Annotated in this window: 21 protein-coding genes and 1 other RNA gene; 6 read left to right on the forward strand and 16 right to left on the reverse strand. The window is 69.5% G+C overall.

Annotation, left to right across the window (positions count from 1 at the left end):
* Positions 1-23: 23 nt before the first annotated feature.
* From AC07RV_RS19485 to dnaX, 5 genes are all read right to left on the reverse strand, one after another.
* On the reverse strand, positions 24-1,058 hold the full coding sequence (locus AC07RV_RS19485; protein WP_093341329.1) for an ABC transporter substrate-binding protein: 1,035 nt from the start codon (positions 1,056-1,058) through the stop codon (positions 24-26).
* Positions 1,059-1,218: 160 nt separating this feature from the next.
* Positions 1,219-1,611 (reverse strand): MAPEG family protein, encoded by a 393-nt coding sequence (locus AC07RV_RS19490; protein ID WP_208513568.1) that lies wholly within the window; start codon positions 1,609-1,611, stop codon positions 1,219-1,221.
* A gap of 76 nt (positions 1,612-1,687) precedes the next feature.
* Complete coding sequence (gene recR / locus AC07RV_RS19495; protein WP_093341325.1) at positions 1,688-2,278, reverse strand: recombination mediator RecR; 591 nt, start codon at positions 2,276-2,278, stop codon at positions 1,688-1,690.
* 24 nt (positions 2,279-2,302) lie between these two features.
* Entirely contained in the window at positions 2,303-2,635 is a 333-nt protein-coding gene (locus AC07RV_RS19500; RefSeq protein WP_007836669.1) for a YbaB/EbfC family nucleoid-associated protein, read from the reverse strand.
* A 124-nt stretch (positions 2,636-2,759) separates the two neighbouring features.
* Positions 2,760-4,625, reverse strand: coding sequence for a DNA polymerase III subunit gamma/tau (gene dnaX / locus AC07RV_RS19505; RefSeq protein WP_296789184.1), 1,866 nt, complete (start codon positions 4,623-4,625; stop codon positions 2,760-2,762).
* A 118-nt stretch (positions 4,626-4,743) separates the two neighbouring features.
* Between dnaX and ffs the strand changes: the two genes are divergently transcribed.
* Positions 4,744-4,840: signal recognition particle sRNA small type (gene ffs / locus AC07RV_RS19510), an RNA gene on the forward strand.
* Between the two features lie 77 nt (positions 4,841-4,917).
* Here ffs and AC07RV_RS19515 read toward each other — a convergent pair.
* Genes AC07RV_RS19515 through AC07RV_RS19525 form a run of 3 tightly spaced genes read right to left on the reverse strand, consistent with a single transcriptional unit; the run spans position 4,918 to position 12,001 of the window.
* Positions 4,918-6,159, reverse strand: a complete 1,242-nt coding sequence (locus tag AC07RV_RS19515; protein ID WP_296789182.1) for a TIGR03862 family flavoprotein — start codon at positions 6,157-6,159, stop codon at positions 4,918-4,920.
* A complete protein-coding gene (locus tag AC07RV_RS19520) occupies positions 6,156-9,419 on the reverse strand; it encodes a UvrD-helicase domain-containing protein (RefSeq protein ID WP_296789181.1) in 3,264 nt (1,087 codons plus the stop codon). Before AC07RV_RS19520 ends, AC07RV_RS19515 begins: the two co-directional genes overlap by 4 nt.
* Positions 9,416-12,001 carry a PD-(D/E)XK nuclease family protein gene (locus AC07RV_RS19525; protein WP_296789180.1) on the reverse strand — a complete coding sequence of 862 codons (2,586 nt, stop codon included), beginning with the start codon at positions 11,999-12,001 and terminating at the stop codon, positions 9,416-9,418. The genes AC07RV_RS19520 and AC07RV_RS19525 overlap by 4 nt, the downstream gene beginning before the upstream one ends.
* A 157-nt stretch (positions 12,002-12,158) precedes the next feature.
* Between AC07RV_RS19525 and trxA the strand changes: the two genes are divergently transcribed.
* Together trxA and rho are read left to right on the forward strand one after the other, a co-directional pair.
* On the forward strand, positions 12,159-12,491 hold the full coding sequence (trxA, locus tag AC07RV_RS19530) for a thioredoxin TrxA (protein ID WP_057594218.1): 333 nt from the start codon (positions 12,159-12,161) through the stop codon (positions 12,489-12,491).
* Positions 12,492-12,679: 188 nt separating this feature from the next.
* Positions 12,680-13,945 carry a transcription termination factor Rho gene (gene rho / locus AC07RV_RS19535; protein WP_057594219.1) on the forward strand — a complete coding sequence of 422 codons (1,266 nt, stop codon included), beginning with the start codon at positions 12,680-12,682 and terminating at the stop codon, positions 13,943-13,945.
* A 67-nt stretch (positions 13,946-14,012) separates the two neighbouring features.
* Here the strand turns inward: rho and AC07RV_RS19540 are convergent, their stop codons facing one another.
* Complete coding sequence (locus tag AC07RV_RS19540) at positions 14,013-15,080, reverse strand: oxidoreductase (RefSeq protein ID WP_296789179.1); 1,068 nt, start codon at positions 15,078-15,080, stop codon at positions 14,013-14,015.
* 136 nt (positions 15,081-15,216) lie between these two features.
* Between AC07RV_RS19540 and AC07RV_RS19545 the strand changes: the two genes are divergently transcribed.
* From AC07RV_RS19545 to AC07RV_RS19555, 3 genes are all read left to right on the forward strand, one after another.
* A complete protein-coding gene (locus AC07RV_RS19545; protein WP_093341315.1) occupies positions 15,217-15,489 on the forward strand; it encodes a type B 50S ribosomal protein L31 in 273 nt (90 codons plus the stop codon).
* A 93-nt stretch (positions 15,490-15,582) separates the two neighbouring features.
* On the forward strand, positions 15,583-17,346 hold the full coding sequence (locus AC07RV_RS19550) for a hypothetical protein (RefSeq protein ID WP_296789177.1): 1,764 nt from the start codon (positions 15,583-15,585) through the stop codon (positions 17,344-17,346).
* The gene (locus AC07RV_RS19555) at positions 17,343-18,689 is read left to right on the forward strand and encodes an MATE family efflux transporter (RefSeq protein WP_296789175.1); all 1,347 of its coding nucleotides are present in this window, start codon (positions 17,343-17,345) and stop codon (positions 18,687-18,689) included. The genes AC07RV_RS19550 and AC07RV_RS19555 overlap by 4 nt, the downstream gene beginning before the upstream one ends.
* Before the next feature lie 22 nt (positions 18,690-18,711).
* Here AC07RV_RS19555 and phoR read toward each other — a convergent pair whose 3' ends face one another.
* From phoR to pstS, 7 genes are read right to left on the reverse strand one after another with little or no spacing between them, the layout of a single operon-like run.
* The gene (gene phoR / locus AC07RV_RS19560; protein WP_093341310.1) at positions 18,712-20,058 is read right to left on the reverse strand and encodes a phosphate regulon sensor histidine kinase PhoR; all 1,347 of its coding nucleotides are present in this window, start codon (positions 20,056-20,058) and stop codon (positions 18,712-18,714) included.
* 44 nt (positions 20,059-20,102) lie between these two features.
* A complete protein-coding gene (gene phoB / locus AC07RV_RS19565; protein ID WP_057594225.1) occupies positions 20,103-20,795 on the reverse strand; it encodes a phosphate regulon transcriptional regulator PhoB in 693 nt (230 codons plus the stop codon).
* A gap of 38 nt (positions 20,796-20,833) precedes the next feature.
* Positions 20,834-21,535, reverse strand: coding sequence for a phosphate signaling complex protein PhoU (gene phoU, locus AC07RV_RS19570; protein ID WP_057594226.1), 702 nt, complete (start codon positions 21,533-21,535; stop codon positions 20,834-20,836).
* Between the two features lie 30 nt (positions 21,536-21,565).
* Positions 21,566-22,354, reverse strand: coding sequence for a phosphate ABC transporter ATP-binding protein PstB (gene pstB / locus AC07RV_RS19575; protein WP_093341306.1), 789 nt, complete (start codon positions 22,352-22,354; stop codon positions 21,566-21,568).
* Positions 22,355-22,406: 52 nt separating this feature from the next.
* Positions 22,407-23,291, reverse strand: coding sequence for a phosphate ABC transporter permease PstA (gene pstA, locus AC07RV_RS19580; RefSeq protein ID WP_093341305.1), 885 nt, complete (start codon positions 23,289-23,291; stop codon positions 22,407-22,409).
* Entirely contained in the window at positions 23,288-24,367 is a 1,080-nt protein-coding gene (pstC, locus tag AC07RV_RS19585; protein WP_093341303.1) for a phosphate ABC transporter permease subunit PstC, read from the reverse strand. The genes pstA and pstC overlap by 4 nt, the downstream gene beginning before the upstream one ends.
* A gap of 41 nt (positions 24,368-24,408) precedes the next feature.
* Entirely contained in the window at positions 24,409-25,443 is a 1,035-nt protein-coding gene (gene pstS / locus AC07RV_RS19590; RefSeq protein WP_093341301.1) for a phosphate ABC transporter substrate-binding protein PstS, read from the reverse strand.
* Between the last annotated feature and the right edge of the window lie 228 nt (positions 25,444-25,671).

A 25,671-nucleotide genomic window follows, 5' to 3' on the forward strand; every position in this document is an offset into this window, starting at 1 on the left:
AGCCGGGTCGCGGGACATCGAGGTCAGGCCTTGAACCTGTCCTTCGCTCGCCGTGCGAAATCGTTGGTGTAGGTTTTCGCCAGGTCGATCTTGTCGGCCTTGACGGAAGTATCGAAGCTCGCGATCGCGGCCAGCGCGGTCTTGGGTCCTTCGGACGGCACGATGCCGTCGGGCGCGATCGATTCGCGCACTTTGTCGAACGAGGCGAGATAGAGCGCGCGGTCGCCGAGCAGGTAGGTCTCGGGCACGGTCTTGATGATGTCGCCCGGGCCCGCGGTCTGCAGCCACTTGAGGCCGTGCACGATCGCGTTGGCCAGCGCCTGGCAGGTGTTGGGGTTCTTCTGCACGAAGTCGACCGGCGCATAGAGGCAGGCGGCCGGCATCGGCCCGCCGAACACCTGCTGCGTGCCCTTGAGCGTGCGCGTGTCGCTGATGATCTTCACGTCGCCCTTCTGCTCGAGCATGGTCATCACCGGGTCGGTGTTGCTGATGGCGTCGATCTGGCCCGAGCGCAGCGCGGTGAGCGCGCCGGCAGCGACGCCCACGCCGATGTAGCTCACGTCGCTGGCCTTGAGGCCGCCGCGCGAGAGCACGAGGTTGGCCACCATGTTGGTCGACGAGCCCGGCGCCGAGACGCCGATCTTCTTGCCCTTGAGGTCGGCGATGCCGGCATAGCTCGACATGTTCTTGGTCGACACGCCCATCGCGATCTGCGGTGCGCGGCCCTGCAGCACGAAGGCCTGGAAGAACTGGTTCTTGGCCTGCAGGTTGATGGTGTGCTCGTAGGCACCCGAGCACACGTCGGCCGAGCCGCCGACCACCGCCTGCAAAGCACGCGCGCCGCCCGCGAAGTCGGAGATCTCGACGTCGAGCCCCTCGGCCTTGAAGTAGCCGAGCTGCTCGGAGATGGTGAGCGGCAGGTAATAGAACGCCGCCTTGCCGCCGACCGCGATCGAGATCCTGGTTTTCTCCAGCTTCGGCTGCGCAAACACCCGCGGCAACGCGATGGTGGCGGCGGCGATGGCCGAGGCGGAAATGAGGGTGCGGCGGTGAAGCATGGAACGTGGCCTGCGGCGGCTTGGGGTGGCTCTGGGATGCGTCGAAACTGAATCGAGCTTAGGGGCGCGCGCAGGGTCGCTGCATCGGGGTCATCCCGTGCGGGTTTTCACGTAAGCATGAAGGCCTCTCACAGAGTGAAAAAGGCCGGATTAGTCCGCGCTATTTCGCGAGGAACAGGATCGCGATGTTGACGACGAACGCAGCCGCCCAGACCGCGCTGCGCAGCGCCGGAATGCCCTTGATGTAGAGCGCGAGATAGGCCACGCGCAGCAGTACGTAGGCGATCGCGAGGCGGTCGATCCACAGCTGCGCGGCGCCGAGCTGGTGCGCGATGAGCACCGCGCCGATGAAGAACGGCAGGCCTTCGAAGCTGTTGGCCTGCGCGGCATTGGCGCGCGCGCGCCAGCCCGCCTGCCTGGCGGCCCAGTCGCGCGGCTGCGCGTTGTCGCTGGGACGGAACGCGCCGGCCTTGGCGATCCAGGCCGCGAGGTACGGCAGGCCGCAGGCGATGAAGACGCACCAGTAGGCGACGGTGAGCAGCGACAGGGTCATGGGTGTCTCCGGAATCTCTTGGATGCGCCGCGCGGCGCGGTATGAGCGCCGCGCAGCGGCGGTGGCCGCCGCGGGATCAGCGCCGGTCGACCAGTGCGTGCGCGATGGTGCCGAGGTCCACGTACTCGAGCTCGCTGCCCGCGGGCACGCCGCGCGCGAGCCGCGTGACGGTGAGGCCGCGCTGGCGCAGCGCATCGCCGATGACGTGCGCCGTGGCCTCGCCCTCGGCCGTGAAGTTGGTCGCGAGGATCACCTCGGCCACGGTGCCGTCGAGCGCGCGCTCGAACAGCTTCTGCAGGCCGATGTCCTTGGGACCGATGCCGTCGAGCGGACTGAGCTTGCCCATCAGCACGAAGTAGTAGCCGCGGAAGGCGTTGGTGCGCTCGAGCGCGGCCTGGTCGGCCGGCGTCTCGACCACGCAGAGCTTGGTCGCGTCGCGCCGCACGTCGAGGCAGACGTTGCACACCGGCATCTCGGTGAAGGTGTTGCAGCGCTCGCAATGGCGCACCTGCCCCGCCGCCTGCTGCAGGGCGCGCGCGAGCAGCTGCGCGCCCTCGCGGTCGTGCTGCAGCAGGTGGAAGGCCATGCGTGAGGCCGACTTGACGCCCACGCCCGGCAGGCGGCGCAGCGCATCGACGAGCGCGTCGAGGGAACCGGCGTCGGACACGTCAGCCTTGGTGGCTCGGCGGCATCAGAACGGCAGCTTCATGCCCGGGGGCAGGCCCGGCATGCCGGCGGTCAGCTTGCCCATCTTCTGCTCGCTGGTCTCCTCGGCCTTGCGCACGGCGGCATTGAAGGCGGCGGCCACGAGGTCCTCGAGCATGTCCTTGTCGTCGGCCAGCAGGCTCGGGTCGATGGTGATGCGCTTGACGTCGTGCTTGCAGGTCATCACGACCTTGACCAGGCCGGCGCCCGATTCGCCCTCGACCTCGATGTGGGCCAGTTCTTCCTGGGCCTTCTTGAGGTTGTCCTGCATTGCCTGCGCCTGCTTCATGAGGCCGGCCAGTTGTCCTTTGTTGAACATCGTTGGTCCTGTGGATCGGTTGGGTGGATGGAGAAGGATAAGAGATGGAAGCGCAGACGGCGGCGAAGCCTCGCCGCCGCAAGGGCCACGGCCGATTGTCGCCGCTGCGCGTGGCCCGCTGCGCTCAGGCCGGTTTGAGCGAGCCCGGGACGATCCTCGCATCGAAGTCGCGCATCAGGGCCTGGATCTCGGGATCGCTGCGGATCGCCTCCTCGGCGATGCGCTGGCGCTCGTCGGCGGCGGCCTTGTTGCGGCGGGCCGGGCTGTCGACCACGCCGCCGACCTCGATCGCGAGCTTGACCTCGTGGCCGATCGCGGCCAGCGCGGCGATCAGCTTCTCGCGGCTCGAGGGCTGGTTGAGCGACTCGCGCTCGATGCGCAGCAGCCACTGGTCGGTGTCGCGCGCCACCAGCTGCGACTGCAGCGCCAGTTCGCGCGTGAGCGCGGCGATGCTCTCGGCCGCGATCAGCTGCGTGACGGTGGCGAACCAGAAGTCGCCCTCCTCGCTCGGCGGGATCGGCGCGGCCGGGGCCTGGGCGCCGTCGCGCGGCGTGTCGCGCGCGCCGGGCGGCGGCTGCACGCGCATCGGCACGGCGACCACCTTGGCGGGATCGGGCTCGGGGGCGTCCTCGGGCGGACGCGCCTCGGGCCGGCGCACGGGCTGGTCGACGACCGGCAGGCGGTGGCCCGCCGGCGCATGGGCCGGCGGCTGCATGGGCGCGGCATCGGACACGGGCGCCGGACGCGGCACCTCGGCCGACATGCTGCGCACCGGGATCGGCCGCGGCGGCTGCGCGGGGGCGGCAACGGGTGCCGGCGCCGCCGCCGGGGCTTCATTCAGAGTTTTTTTTTCCGCGGAGGCCGAGCCGGCCGCGTTCTGCGCAGGCTTGAACGCCAGCAAGCGCAGCAGCACCATCGTGAGCGCGGCGTATTCGTCGGGCGCGAGGCCGAGCTCGCCGCGCCCGTGCAGGCACAGGCTGTAGAGCAGCTGGGTCTCGTCGGCCGGCATCAGCAGCGCGAGCCGCGCGGTGTCGGCCGCGTCGGGATCGGTGGCGGACGTGGCGGCCTCGGCGCGCGAAGGCACGGCCTGCAGCACCGCCATGGCCTGCAGCACCGCCGTCATTTCCTCGAGCGTGGAGGCGGCCGACATGCCGTCGATGCGCAGCGCCTCGGAGGTCTCGACCACGGTCTTGCCGTCGCCCTGCGCGAGCGCCTCGATCAGGCGGAACACATGGCCGCGATCGACGCTGCCGAGCATCTGGCGCACGCCGGCTTCGACCAGTTCGCCGTTGCCGAAGGCGATCGCCTGATCGGTCAGCGAGAGCGCGTCGCGCATCGAGCCGCGCGCCGCGCGCGCGAGCAGGCGCAGCGCCTGCGGCTCGGCCGGCACCTGCTCGGTCTGCAGCACCGAGGTCAGGTGCTCGAGCACCGTCTCGGGCGCCATCGGGCGCAGGTTGAACTGCAGGCAGCGCGACAGCACCGTGACCGGCACCTTCTGCGGATCGGTGGTGGCCAGCACGAACTTGAGGTACTCGGGCGGCTCCTCGAGCGTCTTCAGCATCGCGTTGAACGCGGTGTTGGTCAGCATGTGCACTTCGTCGATCATGAAGACCTTGAAGCGGCCCTGCACCGGCTTGTAGACCGCCTGCTCGAGCAGCGACTGCACCTCGTCGACGCCGCGGTTCGAGGCCGCGTCGAGCTCGGTGTAGTCGACGAAGCGGCCGGCGTCGATGTCGCGGCAGGCCTGGCACACGCCGCAGGGCGTGGCGGTGATGCCGCCCTGCCCGTCCGGCCCCTGGCAGTTGAGCGACTTGGCCAGGATGCGCGAGACGGTGGTCTTGCCCACGCCGCGCGTGCCGGTGAACAGGTAGGCGTGATGCAGGCGCTGGGTGGTGAGCGCGTTCTCGAGCGCCTGCACCACGTGCCCCTGACCGACCATCTCAGCGAAGGTTTTCGGACGGAACTTGCGGGCGAGCACGATATAGGACATTGCGCCCATTCTAAAAGCCGCGAAGGGGGCCTTCGGCGTCCGCCTCTTCGATGTTTCTCATCGATCGATTCACCGCCCCGGCGAAGGGGGCAACGCGAGCGAGGTTAGAATCGCCGCTGACGGGCCTCCCTGCATGGTGAAGTGGCCAACCGGGTCAGGTGGGGAACCAAGCAGCCCTAACTGCGTAGTCAGTGCCAGGGGTAAGGCTCGTCAACTTCTTCAGCGCTTTCGTTTCGGCTCGAAACGGGAGCCGCGCCAACCGCTCCTCGTTCCATCGATCACGGCCTGGGTCTCATGCAAGACCCAGCCGTGCGAGCACGCCGCGCGCGGCGGCAATGCCGCTGGCCATCGAGGCCGTGAGCAGGTAGCCGCCGGTCGGCGCTTCCCAGTCGAGCATCTCCCCCGCCACGAACACGCCGGGCAGCGCGCTCGCCATCAGTTGCGCATCGAGCGCCTCGAAGCGCACGCCGCCCGCGGTGCTGATCGCCTCGTCGACCGGGCGCGTGGCCAGCAGCCGCAACGGCACGGCCTTGATCGCCTGCGCGAGCTGCAGCGGATCGTGCATCGCCTCGCGGCTCAGCACCTCGTAGAGCACGCCGGCCTTGATGCCCTCGAGGCCGAGCCGGCTCTTGAGATGGCTGCCGAGCGAACGCGCGCCGCGCGGATGTTTGACCGCGGCCAGCACCTGCTCGGCGCTGCGGTCGGGCAGCAGGTCGAGCAACAGCGTGGCACTGCCGTGGGCCGCGATCTCGTCGCGCAGCAGGGCCGAGACGGCATAGACGAGGCTGCCCTCGATACCGCCCGCCGTGGCGACGAACTCGCCCTTGCGCGCGAACTGCCGGCCGCGGCTGTCGGTGAACGACACGGCCACCGACTTGAAGGGCTGGCCCGCGAAGCGCTCCGAGAAATGCGCGCTCCAGCCGCTGCCGTCGAAGCCGCAGTTGGCGGGTTGCAGCTCCGCCACCGGCACGCCCTGCGCCTGCAGCCGCGGCGCCCAGGCGCCATCGGAACCGAGCCGCGCCCAGCTCGCGCCGCCGAGCGCGAGCACCACCGCGTCGGCCGAGGCCTCGACCTCGCCCGTGGGGGTGTCGAAACGCAGCACGCCGGGCGAGACCGCGGCATCGCCGGTCCAGCGGTGCCGCATGTGGAACTGCACGCCGGCCTCGCGCAGCCGGTGCAGCCAGGCGCGCAGCAGCGGCGCGGCCTTCATGTCGGTGGGAAACACGCGGCCCGAGCTGCCGACGAAGGTCTCGATGCCCAGGCCCGCGGCCCATTCGCGCAGTTGCGCGGGACCGAAGGCCGCGAGCATCGGCTCGAGCTCGGCGCGGCGTTCGCCGAAGCGGCCCACGAAGGCCTCGAAGGGCTCGGAGTGCGTGAGGTTGAGCCCGCCGCGCCCCGCGAGCAGGAACTTGCGCCCGACCGAGGGCATGGCGTCGTAGAGGTGCACGTTCGCACCGGCCGCGGAGAGGATTTCCGCCGCCATCAGGCCGGCGGGGCCGCCGCCGATCACGGCGACGGTGAAAGAAGAAGTCATTCGAGGTTCACCAGTTCGCCCTGCCCGGTCAGGAACGCGGCGCGCACCGTGGCACCGGGATGGGCCTGCTGCACGGCCGCGCGGTAGCGCTGCATCTGTGCGATGAGCGCGGCATCGCGCTCGGGCCTTGCGGCCGATTTGTAGTCGAGGATCCACCAGGTGCCGCTGGCGCGCTCGCGCACCAGCCGGTCGATGCGCAGCGTGTCGCCTTCGTGCACCAGCGTGACCTCGTTGCCGTGCCAGTCGATCCGCTCGAGGTCCCAGGCCCAGGCACCCGCGCCGGCGCGGATGCGCGCGGCCAGCGCAGCGGCGCCGCGCGCCTGTTGCGCGTCGAGCAGGAACTCCTGCGCCGCCGCGCGCACATGGGCCGCGGCCAAGGGCTCGCCGGGCACCGACCATTCGAGCAAGCGATGCATCGCCTGGCCAAAGGCCGCGGCGCGCGCGTCGAGGGTGGCCGCCTTTTCCTTGCGCGCGACGGGCACCGGCGGCGTCGCGGAAGCAAACACCGGCAGCTCGTGGATCGCGAACACGGCCTGCGCCTGCGCCGCGAGCGGGGCCACCAGCGGCTCGTCGGCAGCTACGGTCTCGCAGGCCTCGGCCAGCCGCGCCCACCAGCTGCCTTCGTTGGCGCGCGCGGGGCGCACCGACGACAGCACCAGCCGCGCGCGGGCGCGCGTGGTCGCGACATAGAGGCCGTTGAGTTCCTCGCGGTGGCGCGCGCGCTGCTCGTCGAGCAGCAGCGATGCCGCGCAGGCCGGTGGCGTCTTCTCGCTCGCGAGGAAGACGAAGCGCGTCGGCACGCGGTCGCCGCCCTTCCACTCGACCAGCACGCCCATGGTCTGGGCGCGCGGCGGTGGCGCGTCGCAGTCGAGCATCAGCACGGTGTCGGCCTCGAGGCCCTTGGCACCGTGCACCGTCAGCAGCTGCACCGCTTCGGGCGCGGCCACCGACGGGGCACGCACGCCGCCGGCACGCAGCGCGCGCACCAACGCATAGGGCGTGACGAAGCGCGCGCCATCGATGTCGAGCGACGCGGCCAAGAGGCCGCGCAGGTTGGCCAGCGCGCCCTGGCGCAGCGCTGCGGGCACGGCCGCGCCGAACTTCGCGAGCACGTCGCCGTCGTGGAAGATCGCGTCGAGCGCATCGTGCGGCGGCAGCGTGGCCAGCCAGCGCTGCCAGCGCTTGAGCCGCGTCGCGGCCTCGGCCAGCGCGGCCGGCAGTCCCTCGCCGGTCTGCAGCAGCCGGAACCAGCTCCAGCCCGGCAGCGCGCGCTGGCGCAGCGCCAGTTGCACCAGGTCGTCGTCGCCGATGCCGAACAGCGGCGACTTGAGCGCGCGCGCCAGCGAGAGATCGTGCGCGGGCGAGACCAGCGCATCGATCAGCGCCACCAAGTCCTGCACCTCGGGCGCATCGTGCAGCTCGTTCTTCTCGGGCTGCTGCACCGGGATGTGGCGCTGGCGCAGCGCGTCCTGCATCGCGGCGAGCCGGCTGCGGCGGCGCGACAGCACCATGATCTGGCGCGGCGGCGTGCCGTCGGCGATCAGCTGCGCGATCCAGCGCGCGGCCTGCTCACACTCCTTCTGCAGCAGTTGCTCCTCGGGCAGCACGCGCGGCGTGACCAGGCTGTCGCGCCAGTGCAGCATGCCGTCGTCGGCCGGAGCCGCCTCGGCCGCGGCCTCGGCGGCATCGCGCTCGATGGCCGGCAGCTTCAGCAGCGCGCCCTCGTCGCTGCGCTCGGTGGTGTGGGCACGGAAGCCGTCGAACTCGCCGGCCTCCTGCGCGGCCAGCATGGCCTGGTTGACCAGGCCCACGACGGCGCGCGCATTGCGGTGCGTGTGGTCGCAGTTGAGCAGCTCGCCGCCGAGGCCCTCGCGCACGAACTTCTTCGCGGCGATGAAGACCTGCGGCTCGGCACGACGGAAGCGGTAGATGCTCTGCTTCGGATCGCCCACGACGAACACGCGCGGCGCGCTGCCGCCCGCGCCCACGTAGGCGCTGAGCCAGCCGTAGAGCGCCTGCCACTGCAGCGGATTGGTGTCCTGGAACTCGTCGATCAAGAGGTGCGCGATGCGCGCATCGAGCCGCTCCTGCACCCAGCCCGAGAGCGCCGACTGGCCCAGCAGCAGTTGTGCGGCCTGCTCGACGTCGTTCATGTCGACCCAGCCATGAGCCCGCTTGACGCCCGCGAAGGCATCGATCAGCAGGCGCGTGAGCCGCGTCATGCGCTGCTGGTAAAGCCAGGCCGCATGCTGGGCTTGCGCGGCGCACAGCAGCTGCAGCTCGGCCTCGGCCTCCTGCGCGGCCGGGTACTTCTGCAGGTTCTTGTTGAGCCGGTCTTCGGTCGCGACGAAGAAGCTCTTGCGCAGCAGCGCGAGCGCCGCCGGCAGCGCGGACTCGGCCGGCTCGCCGGTGCCGAAGATGTCGATGACGGCCTCGGCCGCCTTCTGCGGCGTCTTGTTGGTCTCGCGGCCGAGCGCGGCGGCGCGGTCGAGCCAGCGCCGGCGCACGGCCTCGCCGCGCAGCGCGTCGGTGGGCGTGTCGAAGCCGGCCAGCGCCGGATGCAGGTCGGCGAAATGCCGCACCGCCTCGGCCGGTTCGGCGAGCGAGAACTCCACGCGCCGCGTGAGCGCCTCGCCGAGCGCCTTGGCGGTCTGCGAGCGGCCGTAGGTGGCGACCACCGCGTAGTAATCGGCCAGTGCATCGGGGTCGGCGGTCACGGCCTCGAAGAACGGGCGCCAGGTGCGCGAGCGCGCCTCGGCATCGTCCTCGAGCAGCTCGTAGTTCGACGGCAGGCCGAGTTCGCGCAGCACCGCCAGCGGCGCATTGCGCAGCAGGCCCGCGAACCAGGCGTGGAAGGTGCGGAACTGCACCGGCCGGCCGCCTTCGAGCAGGTGTCGGTACAGCCCCTTCAGGCGCGGCGCGGCGGCCAGCGCCTCGGCCGGCGGCATGCCGCGCATCACGAGTTCCTTGACCAGCTCCTCGGGCTCGCGCTCGGCGAAGGCCTCGAGCCACTGGTCGAGCCGCTCGCGCATCTCGCCGGCCGCCTTCTTGGTGAAGGTGATGGCGAGGATCTCGTGCGGCTGGCAGGCGTTGGCACCGTCGTCGAGCAGCGCGCGCACGATGCGCGACACCAGCATCCAGGTCTTGCCCGCGCCCGCGCAGGCCTCGACCGCCACCGAGCGCCGCGGATCGCAGGCGACGGTGTAGAAGGCCTCGCGCGGCACGCGCTGGCCGTTGTGTTCGTAGGCGGCGCCGTTCATGGCGTGCTCCCCTGCAGCACGGCGGCGCCGGCATCGTCGCTCCAGAAATCCTTGCGGCACAGGCCGCGCGCGGTGCAGTGCTCGCACACCGTGCCCTCACCCAGCGGCGGCAGCGGCGTGCCTTCGGCGATGCGCCGGAAGTCGTCGAGGATGCCGGCCACCAGCGCATCGCGCGCCTGCACCACCACCGGCTGCTCCACCGTCTGCGTGCCCGAGGACTTCTCGCCCACGTTGACGTAGGCCGCGCGCAGCGTGTCGTCGGCCACCAGCGCGGCATAGAAGGCGAGCTGCGTGTCCTCGGTCGGTTCCTTCACGCGCTCCTTGGTCACGGCCGAGGACTCGGTCTTGTAGTCGATCACGAAGGGCTGGCCGTCGGGCATGCGGTCGATGCGGTCGAGCCGGCCCACCAGCTGCAGCGCGCCCAGCGGCTGCTCCTTCCAGGGTTCGGACTCGACGAAGACCGCGCCCGCGGCCTCATGGCCCGCAAGCCAGTCGAGGTAGCCGTCGCGCACCGCGGGCCAGGCCGCGGCGAAGGGCAGGAACTCGGCGTCCGACAGGCCGTACTCGCGCGTGGCGCGCACGGCCGCGTCCTCGATGAAGCGCAGGCGCTCGCCGGCGTCGCCCGTGGGCGTCTGCTGCAGCGTCTCGTGGAAATGGCCGAGCACCGCATGCAGCCAGTTGCCGAAGTCGCGTTTGTCGACCTCGGCATCGAGCTCGTCGGCGCTGCGCAGGCCGAGCTGGCGCAGCGCGAAGAAGCGGTAGGGACAGCGGCGCAGGTCCTCGTAGACGCTGGTCGACACGTTGCGCAGCGGCAGCAGCGCGCCCGAGGGCGTCGGATAGAGGGTGGGACGCACGGGCACTTCGCGCCGCGTGCGCGGATCGTCGGTGAACGCGAGCGCATGGTCGAGCTCGAGGCCCTGCACCAGCGGGCTGGGCCGCACGGGCTCGCCGCTGGCATCGGCGCTGCGCCACAGCAGTTCGCACCAGGGGTTGCACAGGGCCGCGTTCCAGGCCGCGCGCTGCGCCGCCTCGAGCGCCTCGCGCGAAGGCAGGCCGAGCTCGAGCCGCTGCGCGGCGCTCCAGTTGCCGGGCGGCTCGGGCGATGCGGGCAGGCGGCGGTCGTCGCAGCCCGGGATCACGATCGCGCCGAAGGCCCGGCCCAGCAGCTGATGCAAGGGCAGCACGATCACCTGCGGTATCTCGCCATTGACGGGCGGCACGAAGCTCGCGTCCTCGAGCACGTCGCGCACCCAGGCCGTGAATTCGGACAGCGTGTGACGACCGCCAGGAAAAGCCTCGTCGTCACCGTGCGCGCCGGCATCGAGCCACAGTGCCGAGATCACCTTGCCGCCCGCGAGGTCGGCCTCGAGCGGCTCCCACTGGCCGGCCGCCTCGAGCAGTTCGCGCAATGCGACCAGCCATTCGGCGAGCGGGCGCGCCCGCGCCATCGGCGCGCGGCGGGCCTCGATCTCGTTCGTGAAGGGCATCAGCGCGACGTCCTGCGGCTTCTCGCTGTGCGCGGCCTGCGCGCACCAGGCCGACCAGTCGCGCACGCCCTCGCGCCGCAATCTGGACTCGAGTCCCTGCACCGCGAGCGCATCGCCGTCGTCGCCGCTCTTGAGCCAGTCGAGCACCTGGTCGCTGCCGGCGTCGTGCGCGCAGGCGCGCAGCGCGCTCATCAGCATGGCGGCCGCGCGCGTGGTCGAGAGCTTCCAGCCGGTCTCGTCCTGCGCCGTGACGCCCTGCCCCTTGAGCCGCGCGCCGATGCGGCGCGTGAGCGCGCGGTCGGTGGCAACCAGCGCGACCGGGCTGCGGCCCTCGGCCAGGTGGCGCAGCGCACAGGCCGCGGCAAGCTCGGCCTCGTCCTCGGGATCGATCGCGACATGGGCCGCGGACTGCGCGAGTGGCGCGATGGCGGGCACCAGCGACAGGCGCACGGCGCGCTCGCCCCACAGGCCGCACAGGGTCTGCGTCAAGGGGTCGGTCTGGAAGCCCTCGAGCACGATCAGCACGTCGATCTGCGCGCGCGCGGGTTCGCGCAGCAGCACGTCGGTGGCATAGCTGGCGTTCGCGGCCCAGGCGACCGCGATGCGGATCAGCGCGCTCTCGATGCGGAACCACTCCGATTCGCTGCCCGCATCGGCCACGCCCGCGGCGCGCTCGGCCCAGGTACTGCCGCGCTCCTCGGGCGCAACCGCGGCTGCGAGCAGCGCGAGCTGATAGGCCAGCTCGACCACGCGGCCCGCGAGCGCGAAGCGTTCGGCGCCGAAGCCGGTCTGCGAGAGCAGGCCCTGCGCGGTCACGAGGTCGCGCGCCATGTCGAAGGCGATGTCGTAGCCCGAGGGCACGAAGCCGCCCGCGCTGCGCGCCCAGTTGCGCGTGGTCTCGAAGCGCGGCACGAAGCCCGGCGAGCCGCAGCGCGCCCACATGGCCTGTGCCACGCCCATGAGCTGCGCATAGGGCACCAGCACCATCGTGCGCGCCGCATGCGCCTGGCGCTCGGCGAGCACGCGCACGATGCGCGCGACCACACCATCGGCAGGGTCGCACCACAGGGCCTGGACGGGATGGCCTTCGTTCATGTTCTGTCGCGGGGGATTCGGTAGCGGGGCCGGGTCGCGACGAGGGCTCTGGCTATCGGCGCCATAGCCTTCGTGCATGCCACGTCACCCCTTGGTTTCTGTCACAATGACCCGCACTGTAGCTGCACCGAAACTCCCCGCGCACAAGGACTCCATCATGGCCAGCGAGCTGATCAAACACATCTCCGATTCCTCCTTCGAAGCCGACGTGCTCAAGTCCAGCCAGCCCGTGCTGGTCGACTACTGGGCCGAATGGTGCGGCCCCTGCAAGATGATCGCCCCGATCCTCGACGAAGTGTCGAGCGCCTACGAAGGCAAGCTGCAGATCGCCAAGCTCAACGTCGACGAGAACCGCGACATCCCCGCCAAGTTCGGCATCCGCGGCATCCCCACGCTGATGCTGTTCAAGGACGGCCAGCTCGCCGCCACCAAGGTCGGCGCCATGAGCAAAGCCCAGCTCACCGCCTTCATCGACCAGCAACTCGCCTGAGTGCTTTCAAACCGGCCAGCGCGCAACGCGTTGGCCGGCGCGTTTTTCCTGTCATAATCCTTAGCAGATCGCCGGCCCTTTCAGGTAGCCGGTTCGAGTTCCCCGGTCAGTGAGGCAGTTCTCGTCTCACATCGAACCACCCCCCTGTTCTCCGTTTCCCCTCGATTGCCCCCGCAAGGGGTCGTTCCATGCACTTAAACGAACTCAAGGCACTCCACGTGTCTGAAGTCCTCAAGCAGGCCGAAGCCCTTGAGATCGAAAACGTCGGCCGCATGCGCAAGCAGGAGCTGATGTTCGCGATCATCAAGAAGCGCGCGAAGGCCGGCGAACAGGTCTTCGCCGACGGTGTGCTCGAAATCCTGCCCGACGGCTTCGGCTTCCTGCGCAGCCCGGACACCAGCTTCACCGCCAGCACCGACGACATCTACATCAGCCCGAGCCAGGTGCGCCGCTTCAACCTGCACACCGGCGACATGATCGAGGGCGAGGTGCGCATTCCGAAGGACGGCGAGCGCTACTTCGCGCTGACCAAGCTCGACGCCGTCAACGGCGGACCGCCCGAGCAGAACAAGCACAAGGTGATGTTCGAGAACCTGACGCCGCTGTTCCCCAAGGAGCAGATGCGCCTCGAGCGCGACGGCATCAAGGGCGAAGAGAACATCACCGGCCGCGTGATCGACATCATCGCGCCCATCGGCAAGGGCCAGCGCGCCCTGCTCGTGGCACCGCCCAAGAGCGGCAAGACGGTGATGATGCAGCACATCGCGCACGCGATCAGCGCCAACTACCCCGAGGTCCACATGATGGTGCTGCTCGTCGACGAGCGCCCTGAAGAAGTGACCGAAATGCAGCGCACGGTGAAGGGCGAAGTCATCGCCTCCACCTTCGACGAGCCCGCCGCGCGCCACGTGCACGTGGCCGAAATGGTGATCGAGCGCGCCAAGCGTCTGGTCGAGCTCAAGAAGGACGTGGTGATCCTGCTCGACTCGATCACCCGCCTCGCACGCGCCTACAACAACGTCGTGCCCTCGTCGGGCAAGGTGCTGACCGGCGGCGTCGATGCCAACGCACTGCAGCGTCCCAAGCGCTTCCTGGGCGCGGCGCGCAATGTCGAAGAAGGCGGCTCGCTGACCATCATCGGCACCGCGCTGATCGACACCGGCAGCCGCATGGACGAAGTGATCTTCGAAGAGTTCAAGGGCACCGGCAACTCCGAAATCCACCTCGACCGCCGCCTCTACGAGAAGCGCGTGTTCCCCTCGATCCAGCTCAACCGCAGTGGCACGCGCCGCGAAGAGCTGCTGCTCGCGCCCGAGATCCTGCAGAAGACCCGCATCCTGCGTCAGCTCATGTACAACATGGACGAGATCGAGTCGATGGAGCTGATGCTCAAGAACATGAAGGCGACGAAGACCAATGTCGAGTTCTTCGACATGATGCGTCGCGGGGGTTGAGCCGGTCTTCGACCGAAGCTCGCCTCCCCAAAAAGCGCGTTGCATCGCAAGATGCAGCGCGCTTTTTTCATGGGCGCGCGACCGGCAGCGCGCGGCCTTCCTCGGCGCTGCGCGAGCCGAGATCGAGCAGTTCCATCAGCGCCACCGCCTGCGCGGGCGGCACGGGATTCGGCCCCTGGCCGAGGATCGCATCGCGCACGGCCGCGTAGTACGCGACATAGTCGCCCGCGCGCGTGGGCCAGGCGCGCTTCGCCACCGTGCCGTCGCCCGCGGGCAGCACGAGCTCGCCATCGAGCGGATCGACGCCCCACCCCGCCATCGGCGGCCGCTGGCCGGCGCGCAGCGCATCCTCCTGCGGATCGACGCCATGCTTGACGTAGCTGCCGCGCGTGCCGTGCACGAAGTAGCGCGGCGCCGCCTGGGCCGCGAGCGTGGTCGAGTGCAACACCACGCGCAGCGGCGCATGCGGCCCCGACTCGTAGCGCAGCACCGCATGGAAGTAGTCCTCGACCTGGGCGCCGTCGCGCAGCACGGCGGTGTCGAGCTGCAGGGTGTCGGGCATGCCGAACAGCTGCACCGCCTGGTCGACCAGGTGCGCCCCCAGGTCGACCCAGATGCCCGCGCCCGGCACCTTCTGCTCGCGCCAGCGCTCGCGAACCTCGGGCCGGTAGCGGTCGAAATGCGATTCGAAATAGACCGGGCGGCCCAGCTCGCCGCTGGCCAGCAGTTCCTTCAGGGTCAGGAAATCGGCGTCGAAACGGCGGTTCTGGTAGACCGCAAGCACCCGATCGTTGCGTTCGGACAACAGCTTGAGCTCGCGCGCCTCCCCGGCATCGAGCGTGAAGGGCTTGTCGACCACCACGTGCTTGCCGGCCAGCAGTGCCGCCTTCGCGACCGGATGGTGCTGGGCGTTCGGCGTGGCGACCACGACGAGGTCGATGTCCTGCCGCGCGACCAGCGCCGCCGTGTCGGGCACCACGGCCACGCCGGGCCAGTCGGCATGCACCTTGTGCGGCTGGGAACTGGCCACGGCCGCCAGTTCGAGCCCGGGCACGGCCGACAGCACGGGGGCATGGAAGGTCTGGCCGGCAAAGCCGTAGCCGACGAGGCCGGCGCGCAGAGGTCTGGAGGTCATGGGAGGCCCGATTTGGCTGGGGGACGGGCCGAACTGGCCGCCATCGGCCCAGTATGCGATAATCGACGGCTTCGCGAAAAGTGCGGCCGGCGTCCTGCCCGCCAGTGGCTCTCGCATCGACCCCCAAGGAAAGACCATGGCAAAAGAAGGCATCCACCCGAATTACCGCGAAGTCCTGTTCGTCGACATGTCGAACGGCTTCAAGTTCGTGACCCGTTCCTGCGTGAACACGAAGGAAACCGCCAAGGCGGACGACGGCCGCGAGCTGCCCCTGTTCAAGCTGGACACGACCAGCGAATCGCACCCGTTCTACACCGGCACCCAGAAGTCGGTCGACAACATGGGCGGTCGCGTCGAGAAGTTCCGCAACCGCTTCGGCAAGACGACCGGCGCCGCTGCCTCCAAGTAAGGCACGCACCCAGGCTCAGGCCTGGCGTCGAGGGCAGCCCGGTTTACCGCGCTGCCCTTTTTGTTTCTCCCACCCGTTGCCGCCCATCGCCCTTTGAACCAGCCCACGCCCGCGATCGTTGCCCAGAATGCCGTGCGCCGGCTGCCGCGCATCGCGCTGCTGCTGCTGTGCGCCGCCTATCTGCTGCCGGGGCTGGTCGGCCGGGGACCCTGGAAGAGCGCCGACATCACGGCCTTCGGCTACATGGCCGAACTGGCGCGCAGCACCGAGGGCATCGCCCGCTGGTTCGATCCGCGCCTGCTGGGCATCGCGCCCGAAACGCCCGCGCTGGTGCCGTACTGGATCGGCGCGCTGGCGATCAAGATCGCGCCCGCCTGGCTGCATCCCGACTTCGCGGTGCGCATCGTGTTCGCGCTGCTGCTGTGGGGCACTTTCACCGCGACCTGGTACGCGGTCTACTACCTGGCCCGCACCGCGCGCGCCCAGCCCGTGGCCTTCGCCTTCGGCGGCGAGGCACGGCCGACCGACTACGCGCGCGCCATGGCCGACGGCGCCCTGCTCGCGCTGATCGCCTGCCTGGGCCTGGCGCAACTCGGCCATGAAACCACGCCCGCGCTGGCCCAGCTCTACTTCGCCTCGCACCTGTTCTACGGCGTGGCGGCCCTGCCCTACCGGCGCGCCGGGCCGGTCATCGCGCTGGTGGTCGGCACGCTGGGCATGACGCTCAGCGGCGGCCCGACCGTCGGCCTGGCCCTGGCCACGGGCAGCGTGCTGTTCATCGCCTACGAGCGCCGCCGCATGCGCCGCGCCGCCGAACCCGCGAGCACCGGCTGGTCGGGCACGGGCGAGGACGAAGGCCCGGGCTACACGCGCGGCGCGCTGTTCACCATGGCCGGCGTGACGCTGCTGGCCGCGGCGCTCGCGATCGGCCTCGGCCTGCTGCAATGGAAGATCGACCTGCCCGGCGCCCATCCCGGCACCTCGATCGCGAGCGACATCCGCAGCCAGGCCCGGCTGCTGCTGTGGTTCACCTGGCCGGCCTGGCCGCTCGCGCTGTGGACGTTGTGGCGCTGGCGCCGCCAGCTCGCGGCGCGCCACGTGGCGCTGCCGTTCTGGTTCGCGCTGGTGCCGCTGGCCGCCACCTGGACCACCGACTACTCCGACCGCTCGCTGATGCTGGCGCTGCCCGCGATGGCCACGCTCGCGGCCTTCGCGCTGCCGACCTTCCGCCGCAGCGTGGCGGCGCTGGTCGACTGGTTCACCCTGCTCTTCTTCAGCGGCCTCGCGCTGCTGGGCTGGATCTACTGGATCGCGATGCAGACCGGCTACCCGCCCAAGCCCGCGGCCAGCGTGGCGCGGCTGGTGCCGGGCTTCGTGCCCGAGTTCTCGCCCATCGCCTTCGTGCTCGCGCTCGCCGCCACCATCGCCTGGTGCTGGCTGGTGCGCTGGCGCACCGGCCGCCACCGCGCGGCGCTCTGGAAGACGCTGGTGCTGCCGGCCGGCGGCACCGCGCTGTGCTGGATGCTGCTGATGACGCTGTGGCTGCCGCCGATCGACTATGCGCGCAGCTACGCGCCGCAGGTGCGCGCGGTGAGCGAGCGCGTGGGCCATCCCAAGTGCGTGGCCGAGCTCGCGCTCAGCCGCGCCCACATCGCGGCGCTGCAATACCACGGCCACTTCGAGCTGCAGCCGCTGCTGCTGGGCACCGACTGCCCGTGGCTGCTGGTGGCCCCCGAGACCATCGAGCGGCTGCACACCATCATCTCGCTCGACCAATGGCGCTTCGCGGGGACCCTGCGCCGCCCCAGCAGTCCCTCCGACGACCTGCTGCTGTACGAGAAGATCGCACCGCGGTGAGGGGCGAACGCGGACTGATCGCCCGCCACGCGGGCACGGTGCTGGTCGGCCAGCTCGCCGTGATGGCCTTCGGCGTGACCGACACCATCGTGGCCGGCCGCTATTCCGAGGACGCCCTGGCCGCCCTGTCGGTCGGCGCCGCCATCTTCGTCAGCGTCTACGTCTCGCTCATGGGCGTGCTGCAGGCCTTGCTGCCGGTCTGGGCCGAGCTGCACGGCGGCGGCCGCGGCGCCGAGGTGGGCCGCTCGGTGCGGCAATCGCTCTACCTCGCGGGACTGGCGATCGTCGTGGGCATGGCGCTGCTGCTGCTGCCGGGCCCGGCCCTGCAATGGACCCAGGTGCCGCCCGCGATGCGCAGCGAGGTCGAGGCCTACCTGATGGTGCTGGCCTTCGCGCTCGCGCCCGCGCTGCTGTTCCGCCTGTTCAGCACCCTGAGCCAGAGCCTGGGCAAGCCCCAGCTCGTGACCTGGCTGCAGCTCGCCTCGCTGGCGATCAAGCTGCCGCTGTCGGTCTGGTTCACCTTCGGTGGCGCGGGCCTGCCGGCCATGGGCCTGGTCGGCTGCGGCTGGGCCACGCTGGTCGTCAACTGGGCGATGCTCGGCTGCGCCGTGTGGCTGCTGCGCGCCAGCCCGTTCTACCGCGGCTACCGGCTCTGGCAACCGATCGAGAAGCCCGACTGGGCGCAGATCGCCCAGTTCGCGCGCCTGGGCGTGCCGGCCGGTCTGGCGGTGCTGGTCGAGGTCACCTCGTTCACGCTGATGGCGCTGTTCATCGCGCGCCTGGGCACGACCGCGGCCGCGGCGCACCAGATCGCCGCCAACCTGCTGGCCGTGGCCTACATGGTGCCGCTGTCGCTCGCGATCGCCACCAGCGCGCGCGTGAGCTTCTGGCTCGGTGCCGGCGATCCGGCGCTGGCGCGGCGCGCCTGCCGCACCGGCTTCGAGCTGACCGTGCTGTGCGCACTGCTGTTCGCGCTCGCCATGTGGGGGCTGCGCTTCCAGCTCGCGGCCGTGTATTCGGACAAGCCGGCCGTGATCGCGCTCGCGGGCGCGCTGCTGCTCGTGGTGGCGCTCTACCACTTCGCCGACGCGCTGCAGACCCTGTGCGTGTTCGTGCTGCGCTGCTACCGCGTCACGCTCGCGCCGCTGGCGATCTACTGCACGCTGCTGTGGGTGGTGGGCCTGGGCGGCAGCTACCTGCTGGCCTACCGCGGGCTCGGACCCTGGCCGGCCATGCAGTCGCCGCTGGCGTTCTGGATCATGGGTGCCGCCGCGCTGGCCGTCACGGCGCTGCTGTTCGGCGCGCTGCTGCGCTGGACCATGGCGCACCGCGTGCGCGACTGAACGGTGACAGCGGCGCGGCCGTTCAGGCCTGCAGCCGCGCCAGCACCCGCGCCTCGCGCACGCGCGTGGCCGGGAACAGCAGCGCGAAGCGCGAGCCCTTGCCCACCGTGCTCTCGATGCGCAGCTCCGCGCCATGGCGCTGGGCGATGTGCTTGACGATCGCCAGCCCGAGCCCGGTGCCGCCGGTCTCGCGCGAACGGCTGCGGTCGATGCGGTAGAAGCGCTCGGTCAGCCGCGGGATGTGCTCGGCCGCGATGCCCGGGCCGGTGTCCTTCACCGCGTACTCGCCGCGGCCATCGGGCAGCACGCGCCAGCTCACCGCCACCTCGCCGCCGCCGGGCGTGTAGCGGATCGCGTTGCTCAGCAGGTTCGACATCGCGCTCTGCAGCTCGGTGGCGGCGCCGGACATCTCGGAATCGGCATCGATGGTGAACGACAGCTTGTGGCCCAGCTGCGGCGAGAGCCGGCCCGACAGGCCGCGGCCCTCGTCCTCGCACTGCGCGAGCAAGGCGCGGATGCGGGTCCACTGGGTGCCGCCGGGAGCGGCACTGCCCTCGAGGCGCGACAGGGTCAGCAGGTCGTTGACCAGCGTCTCCATACGGTGCGACTGCTGCCCCATCAGCCCGAGGTAGCGCGCGCGCTCGTCGGCATCGAGCGGCAGGTTCTGCAGCGTCTCGACGAAGCCCGCGAGCACCGTGAGCGGCGTGCGGATCTCGTGCGAGACGTTGGCCACGAAGTCGCGCCGCATCGCCTCGGCCTGTTCGAGCGCGGTGATGTCGCGCGTGAGCAGCATGCGGCGGTTGCCCGCGTAGGGATGCACCTGCACCGACAGCCGCACCGTGTGGCTGCGCTGTTGCGAGCCCGGGCCGTGGCCGTCGATGACGACGTCGCGGCTGTAGTTCCACGACGCGAGGTAGGCGACGAAGGCCGGATCGCGCACGAGGTTGGCCAGGTGCTGCAGCAGGTCGCGCTCGGCATCGATGCCGAACTGCGCCGCCGCGGTCTGGTTGCACCACTCGATGCGGCCCTGCTCGTCGAGCAGCACCACGCCGTTGGGCGAGGCCTGGATGGCGGCCAGGAATTCCTGCAGCCGGTCCTCGGCCTGGCGGGTCTGCTGTTCGCGGTCGCGCAGCAGCTTGCGGATGCGCTCGGCCAGTTCGCCCCACATGCCGACGCCGCGGCTGGGCAGCCCGACCGCGTCGTTGCGCAGGATCTGCAGCAGCCGCTTGGCGCGCCAGCCGTCGAAGGCCAGCCAGACCACCGCGCCGCCCCAGGCGCCGATCCAGCCGAGCTTCCAGCCAAAAAAGGCTGTAACGCCCGCTCCACCAAGGAGAGACGCTATTAAAAAGGTAGCAATGCGAAACGGCATGGCGGGCGATTATCCGCGCCCGCGGGCGGAGACGCTCACGGCGGTCAAACGGTGGCTTGGGCCGTCAGTCGGTAGCCGGCGCCGCGCACCGTCTCGACCATCGGCGACGCCGCACCCAGCGATTCGCGCAGGCGCTTGACGTGCACGTCGACCGTGCGCTCCTCGATGTAGACGTGGTCACCCCACACCTTGTCGAGCAGCTGGGCCCGGCTGTGGACGCGCTCGGCGTGCTGCATCAGGTAGGCCAGCAGCTTGAACTCGGTCGGGCCGACCTTCAGCGCATTGCCCTGCCAGGTCACGCGGTGGGTGGCGGTGTCGAGCGCCAGCTCGCCGATCTCGACGCGCTCGGTCACCACCTCGGGCGCGCGGCGGCGCAGCACGGCGCGGATGCGCGCGAGCATTTCCTGGGTGGAGAAGGGCTTGGTGATGTAGTCGTCGGCGCCGGCGTCGAGGCCGGCCACCTTGTCGGGCTCGTCGCCGCGCGCGGTCAGCATCAGGATCGGGACGGCCTTGGTACGGGGGTCCTTGCGCCACTGGCGCGCGAGCTGCAGGCCGCTCTGGCCCGGCAGCATCCAGTCGAGCAGGATCAGGTCCGGCAGGAAGGCATCGATCTCGCGTTGGGCCGCCGCGCCATCCTCCGACCAGATCGGCTCGAAGCCGTTGTGGCGGAGGTTGACGGCGATCAGCTCGGCGATCGAGGACTCGTCTTCGACGATCAGGACTCGGGGTTTTTTCATGCTTTCTTGGGAGTCTTGCCGCAGTCGTACTGGTGTCGTTACTGCAGCGCCGACTCGATTTCCTGCATCGAAGTGTGCCGCACATCGGCACCCTTGACGATGTAGATGATGAACTCGGCGATGTTCTTGGCGTGGTCGCCGATGCGCTCGATGGCCTTGGCCAGGAACAGCAGGTCGAGGCTCGCGGAGATGGTGCGCGGGTCTTCCATCATGTAGGTGACCAGCTTGCGCACGAAGCCGTCGAACTCCTTGTCGATCAGGTCGTCGTCCTTGAGGATCGACAGCGCCGCGGCGGTGTCGAGGCGCGCGAACGCGTCGAGCGCGGTGCGCAGCAGGTTCGACGCCAGGTCGGCCGCGATGCGCAGCTCGGTGGTCGGCAGCACGCGCGAAGCACCGCTCTCGATGATCGACTTGACCATGCGCGCGATCTTGTTGGCCTCGTCGCCCACGCGCTCGAGGTTGGCGGTGGTCTTGGAGATCGCGATCAGCAGGCGCAGGTCGCGCGCGGTCGGCTGGCGACGCGCGATGATCGACGACAGCTCGCGGTCGATCTCGATTTCCATCGCGTTCACGCGGTGCTCGGTTTCCATCACGCGGTCGGCCGCGTCCGAATCGAACTGCAGCAGCGCGTAGATCGCCTGGTGGATCTGCGACTCGACCATGCCGCCGAGTTCCATCACGCGCGACGAGACGCCGTTGAGTTCGCTGTCGAACTGGCTGGAGAGGTGTTTTTCAGTCATGGTGTCGTCCTCTTTGCATCCGTTGTTGCATCAGCCGAAGCGGCCGGTGATGTAGTCCTCGGTCTCCTTGCGCTGCGGCTTGAAGAACATCTGCTCGGTGGCACCGAACTCGATCAGGTCGCCCAGGTACATGTAGGCGGTGTAGTCGCTGCAGCGGGCCGCCTGCTGCATGTTGTGGGTCACGATGACCACCGTGTATTCGTTCTTCAGCTCGGCGATCAGTTCCTCGATCTTGGCGGTCGAGATCGGGTCCAGGGCCGAGCAGGGTTCGTCGAGCAGCAGCACTTCGGGCTTGATCGCGATGCCGCGTGCGATGCACAGGCGCTGTTGCTGGCCGCCCGAGAGGCCCGAGCCGCTTTGCTGCAGCTTGTCGCGCACTTCGGTCCACAGGGCCGCCTTCTTCAGCGCCCATTCGACACGGTCGTCCATGTCGCTGGCCGAGAGATTCTCGAACAGCTTCACGCCGAAGGCGATGTTGTCGTAGATCGACATCGGGAACGGCGTCGGCTTCTGGAACACCATGCCGACCTTGGCGCGGATCAGCGCCACGTCCTGCTTGCTGGTCAGCAGGTTCTCGCCGTCGAGCTCGATGGCGCCTTCGGCGCGCTGCTCGGGATAGAGCTCGAACATGCGGTTGAAGGTGCGCAGCAGCGTCGACTTGCCGCAGCCCGAGGGGCCGATGAAGGCCGTGACCTTGTTCTCGGGGATCTCGAGGTTGATGCCCTTGAGCGCGTGGAACTTGCCGTAGTAGAAGTTCAGGTTCTTGACCGAGATCTTCGCGGGCGCTGCGGCGGCGGTGGGAGCGGTGATGGGTGCCATGTTGCGTTTCTCTTGTTCGTTCTGTGCGGGTTGCGTGGAAGCCGCTTCGGGTTCAGTGCTTGGAGCGCGTGAGGACCCGCGCCAGGATGTTGAGGACGAGCACCGCGACGGTGATCAGGAACACGCCGGCCCAGGCGAGCTGTTGCCAGTTCTCGTAGGGGCTCATGGCGAACTTGAAGATCGTCACCGGCAGGCTGGCCATCGGCTGCGTCACGTCGGCGGTCCAGAACTGGTTGTTCAGGGCCGTGAACAGCAGCGGCGCGGTCTCGCCGGCGATTCGGGCCACGGCCAGCAGGATGCCGGTCACGACACCGGCGCGCGCGGCGCGCAGCGTGATGCTCAGGATCACCTTCCACTTCGGCGTGCCGAGGGCGTAGGCGGCTTCGCGCAGGCCCGGGGGCACCAGCTGCAGCATGTTCTCGGTGGTGCGGATCACGACCGGGATCACGATCAGCGCGAGCGACAGCGCACCGGCCAGGCCCGAGAAGTTCTTGAAGTAGGCCACGACCACCGCGTAGACGAACAGGCCGATCACGATCGACGGTGCCGACAGCAGGATGTCGTTGACGAAGCGCGTGACGGACGACAGCATGCCCTTGGGGTTGTACTCGGCCAGGTAGATGCCGGCCATGATGCCGATCGGCGTGCCGACGAAGGTCGCCAGCAGCACCATCACGAAGGAGCCGAAGATGGCGTTCAGGATGCCGCCCGGCTCGTTCGGCGGCGGGGTCATCTCGGTGAAGGCCATGATCGACAGGCCGCCGATACCCAGGCGCAGGGTTTCCCAGAGGATCCAGACGAGCCAGAACACGCCGAACACCATCGCGGCGAGCGACAGCGTGAGGGCGATCTTGTTGACGCGGTTGCGCGAGGCGAACCGGGCCTGGCGGGTTTCGGCCAGGGTCTTGGCGTTGATGAGGGATTGGCTTGTGCTCACGACTTCTTTCCTTCGCTCTTCTTCATCTGCGCCAGCAGCACCTTCGACAGCGACAGCACGACGAAGGTGATGAAGAACAGCACGAGGCCCAGGTACATCAGCGCGGCCTGGTGCAGGCCGGCGCCGGCTTCGGCGAACTCGTTGGCGAGCGCCGAGGTGATGCTGTTGGCCGCCTCGAACACCGACAGCGAGTTCAGCTGGTTCATGTTGCCGATCACGAAGGTGACGGCCATGGTCTCGCCGAGCGCGCGGCCCAGGCCGAGCATGATGCCGCCGATGACGCCGGCCTTGGTGTAGGGCAGCACGACCTTGGAGACGACCTCCCAGGTGGTGGAGCCGAGGCCGTAGGCCGATTCCTTGAGCAGCGGGGGCGTGACCTCGAACACGTCGCGCATCACCGAGGCGATGAACGGGATGATCATGATCGCGAGGATGATGCCGGCCGAGAGAATGCCGATGCCCACCGGGGGACCGGACACCAGCGCGCCGAGGTAGGGCACGCCGGCCAGCAGCTTCTGCAGCGGCTGCTGGACCCAGCTCGAGAGGATGGGGCCGAACACCAGCAGGCCCCACATGCCGTAGACGATCGACGGCACGGCTGCCAGCAGTTCAATGGCGGTACCCAGCGGGCGCTTGAGCCAGCCGGGCGAAAGTTCGGTGAGGAAGAGCGCGATGCCGAAGCTCACGGGCACCGCGATCACCAGGGCGATGGCCGAGGTGGCCAGCGTGCCGTAGATCATCACGAGGCCGCCGTATTCGTTCTGGACCGGGTCCCACACGCTGCTCGTGAGGAAGCCGAGGCCGTACTTGGTGATGGCAGGCCAGGCGCCGACGATCAGCGACAGCAGGATGCCGATCAGCATCGCCAGCGTCAGCAGTGCGGCACCCTTGGCGGCCAGGCCGAACAGGCGATCGACCATGGGACCGGAGCGCGATGCCTTCATCGGCGGCGGTGCGGTGGTGCGGCCCTGCTCGGCGGAAAGATCGAGCGCGGTGGCGGCGGCGGGGAAAGTGGATGACACGTGTCGCTCCGGCAAGGACGAAAGCGGCGCGCCATCGAGCGGATTGCTGCTCATTGGCGCGCCGTGTTTTCTTTTTCTATCGGGAAGAGAAAGGCTTACTTGAAGGCAACGGGCTTGCCCGAAGCGTCCTTGACCTCACCCCAGGACTTGGCGATCGTGGCCTTCACGGCGTCGGGCATCGGCACGTAGTCCAGTTCGTCGGCCGTCTTGTCGCCGCTCTTGTAGGCCCAGTCGAAGAACTTCAGCACGGTGGTGGCATTGGCCGGCTTGTCCTGCGTCTTGTGCAGCAGGATGAAGGTGGCGCCGGTGATCGGCCATGCACCCTTGTCGGCCTGGTTCGTCAGCACCTGGTAGAAGCTCTTGTTCCAGTCGGCACCGGCGGCGGCGGCCTTGAAGGCGGTGTCGTCGGGCGAGACGAAGTTGCCGGCGGCGTTCTGCATCTGGGCGTACGTCATCTTGTTCTGCTTGACGTAGGCGTATTCCACGTAGCCGATCGAGTTCGGCAGGCGACCCACGAAGGCGGCGACGCCTTCATTGCCCTTGCCGCCCGCGCCGGTGGGCCAGTTCACGGCCGTGCCTTCGCCGACCTTGCTCTTCCACTCGGCGTTGACCTTCGACAGGTAGTTGGTGAACAGGAAGCTGGTGCCCGAACCGTCGGCGCGGCGAACCGGGGCGATGGCAGCGTCGGGCAGGTTCAGCGAACCGTTCAGGGCCTTGATCGCGGGGTCGTTCCACTTCGTGATCTTGCCGAGGTAGATGTCGCCCAGCACCTGGCCGCTGAGCTTGAGTTCGCCGGGCTTGATGCCCTGGATGTTCACGACCGGGATCACGCCGCCGATGACGGTGGGGAACTGCATCAGGCCCTTGGCCTGGAGTTCGTCGTCCTTCAGGGGAGCGTCCGACGCGCCGAAGTCGACGGTCTTGGCTTCGATCTGCTTCAGGCCGGCGCCCGAACCGACCGACTGGTAGTTGATCTTGACGCCGGTGGCCTTGTTGAAGTCCGAAGCCCACTTGGCATACAGCGGGGCGGGGAAGCTGGCGCCGGCACCGGTCACGTCCTGGGCGAACGCGGGAAGAGCGAAAACCGCGGCGACGAGGCCGGCGGTTGCAAATTTGAACGTCGTTTTCATGAAGCTTCCTTTAGAAGTAAGAAGTAGTCCCCTTTCGGGCTTGCGACGGACTCTAGAAAGCTTGTGTGACATCGATGTGACACCCCTCTGTCGAGGGAAAATGGGGCTACGGAGCCCTCCGGCTCTGTGACGCTGTCACACAACCGTCATGCGCCCGAACTAGCCTCTCGAACCTCGCTGCGGTGGGGTTCGGGGCGGTGGGGAAACCGTCAACGACTTACGAATCAG

This window comes from Variovorax sp. GW821-FHT09B01, from assembly GCF_059418345.1.

What these genes read in the sequence shown, in the direction of transcription:
- AC07RV_RS19485 (WP_093341329.1), bottom strand. Translation starts at nt 1,058, where the DNA reads ATGCTTCACCGCCGCACCCTCATTTCCGCCTCGGCCATCGCCGCCGCC.
- AC07RV_RS19490 (WP_208513568.1), bottom strand. Translation starts at nt 1,611, where the DNA reads ATGACCCTGTCGCTGCTCACCGTCGCCTACTGGTGCGTCTTCATCGCC.
- AC07RV_RS19500 (WP_007836669.1), bottom strand. Translation starts at nt 2,635, where the DNA reads ATGTTCAACAAAGGACAACTGGCCGGCCTCATGAAGCAGGCGCAGGCA.
- dnaX (WP_296789184.1), bottom strand. Translation starts at nt 4,625, where the DNA reads ATGTCCTATATCGTGCTCGCCCGCAAGTTCCGTCCGAAAACCTTCGCT.
- AC07RV_RS19515 (WP_296789182.1), bottom strand. Translation starts at nt 6,159, where the DNA reads ATGACTTCTTCTTTCACCGTCGCCGTGATCGGCGGCGGCCCCGCCGGC.
- AC07RV_RS19520 (WP_296789181.1), bottom strand. Translation starts at nt 9,419, where the DNA reads ATGAACGGCGCCGCCTACGAACACAACGGCCAGCGCGTGCCGCGCGAG.
- AC07RV_RS19525 (WP_296789180.1), bottom strand. Translation starts at nt 12,001, where the DNA reads ATGAACGAAGGCCATCCCGTCCAGGCCCTGTGGTGCGACCCTGCCGAT.
- trxA (WP_057594218.1), top strand. Translation starts at nt 12,159, where the DNA reads ATGGCCAGCGAGCTGATCAAACACATCTCCGATTCCTCCTTCGAAGCC.
- rho (WP_057594219.1), top strand. Translation starts at nt 12,680, where the DNA reads ATGCACTTAAACGAACTCAAGGCACTCCACGTGTCTGAAGTCCTCAAG.
- AC07RV_RS19540 (WP_296789179.1), bottom strand. Translation starts at nt 15,080, where the DNA reads ATGACCTCCAGACCTCTGCGCGCCGGCCTCGTCGGCTACGGCTTTGCC.
- AC07RV_RS19545 (WP_093341315.1), top strand. Translation starts at nt 15,217, where the DNA reads ATGGCAAAAGAAGGCATCCACCCGAATTACCGCGAAGTCCTGTTCGTC.
- phoR (WP_093341310.1), bottom strand. Translation starts at nt 20,058, where the DNA reads ATGCCGTTTCGCATTGCTACCTTTTTAATAGCGTCTCTCCTTGGTGGA.
- phoB (WP_057594225.1), bottom strand. Translation starts at nt 20,795, where the DNA reads ATGAAAAAACCCCGAGTCCTGATCGTCGAAGACGAGTCCTCGATCGCC.
- phoU (WP_057594226.1), bottom strand. Translation starts at nt 21,535, where the DNA reads ATGACTGAAAAACACCTCTCCAGCCAGTTCGACAGCGAACTCAACGGC.
- pstB (WP_093341306.1), bottom strand. Translation starts at nt 22,354, where the DNA reads ATGGCACCCATCACCGCTCCCACCGCCGCCGCAGCGCCCGCGAAGATC.
- pstC (WP_093341303.1), bottom strand. Translation starts at nt 24,367, where the DNA reads ATGAGCAGCAATCCGCTCGATGGCGCGCCGCTTTCGTCCTTGCCGGAG.
- pstS (WP_093341301.1), bottom strand. Translation starts at nt 25,443, where the DNA reads ATGAAAACGACGTTCAAATTTGCAACCGCCGGCCTCGTCGCCGCGGTT.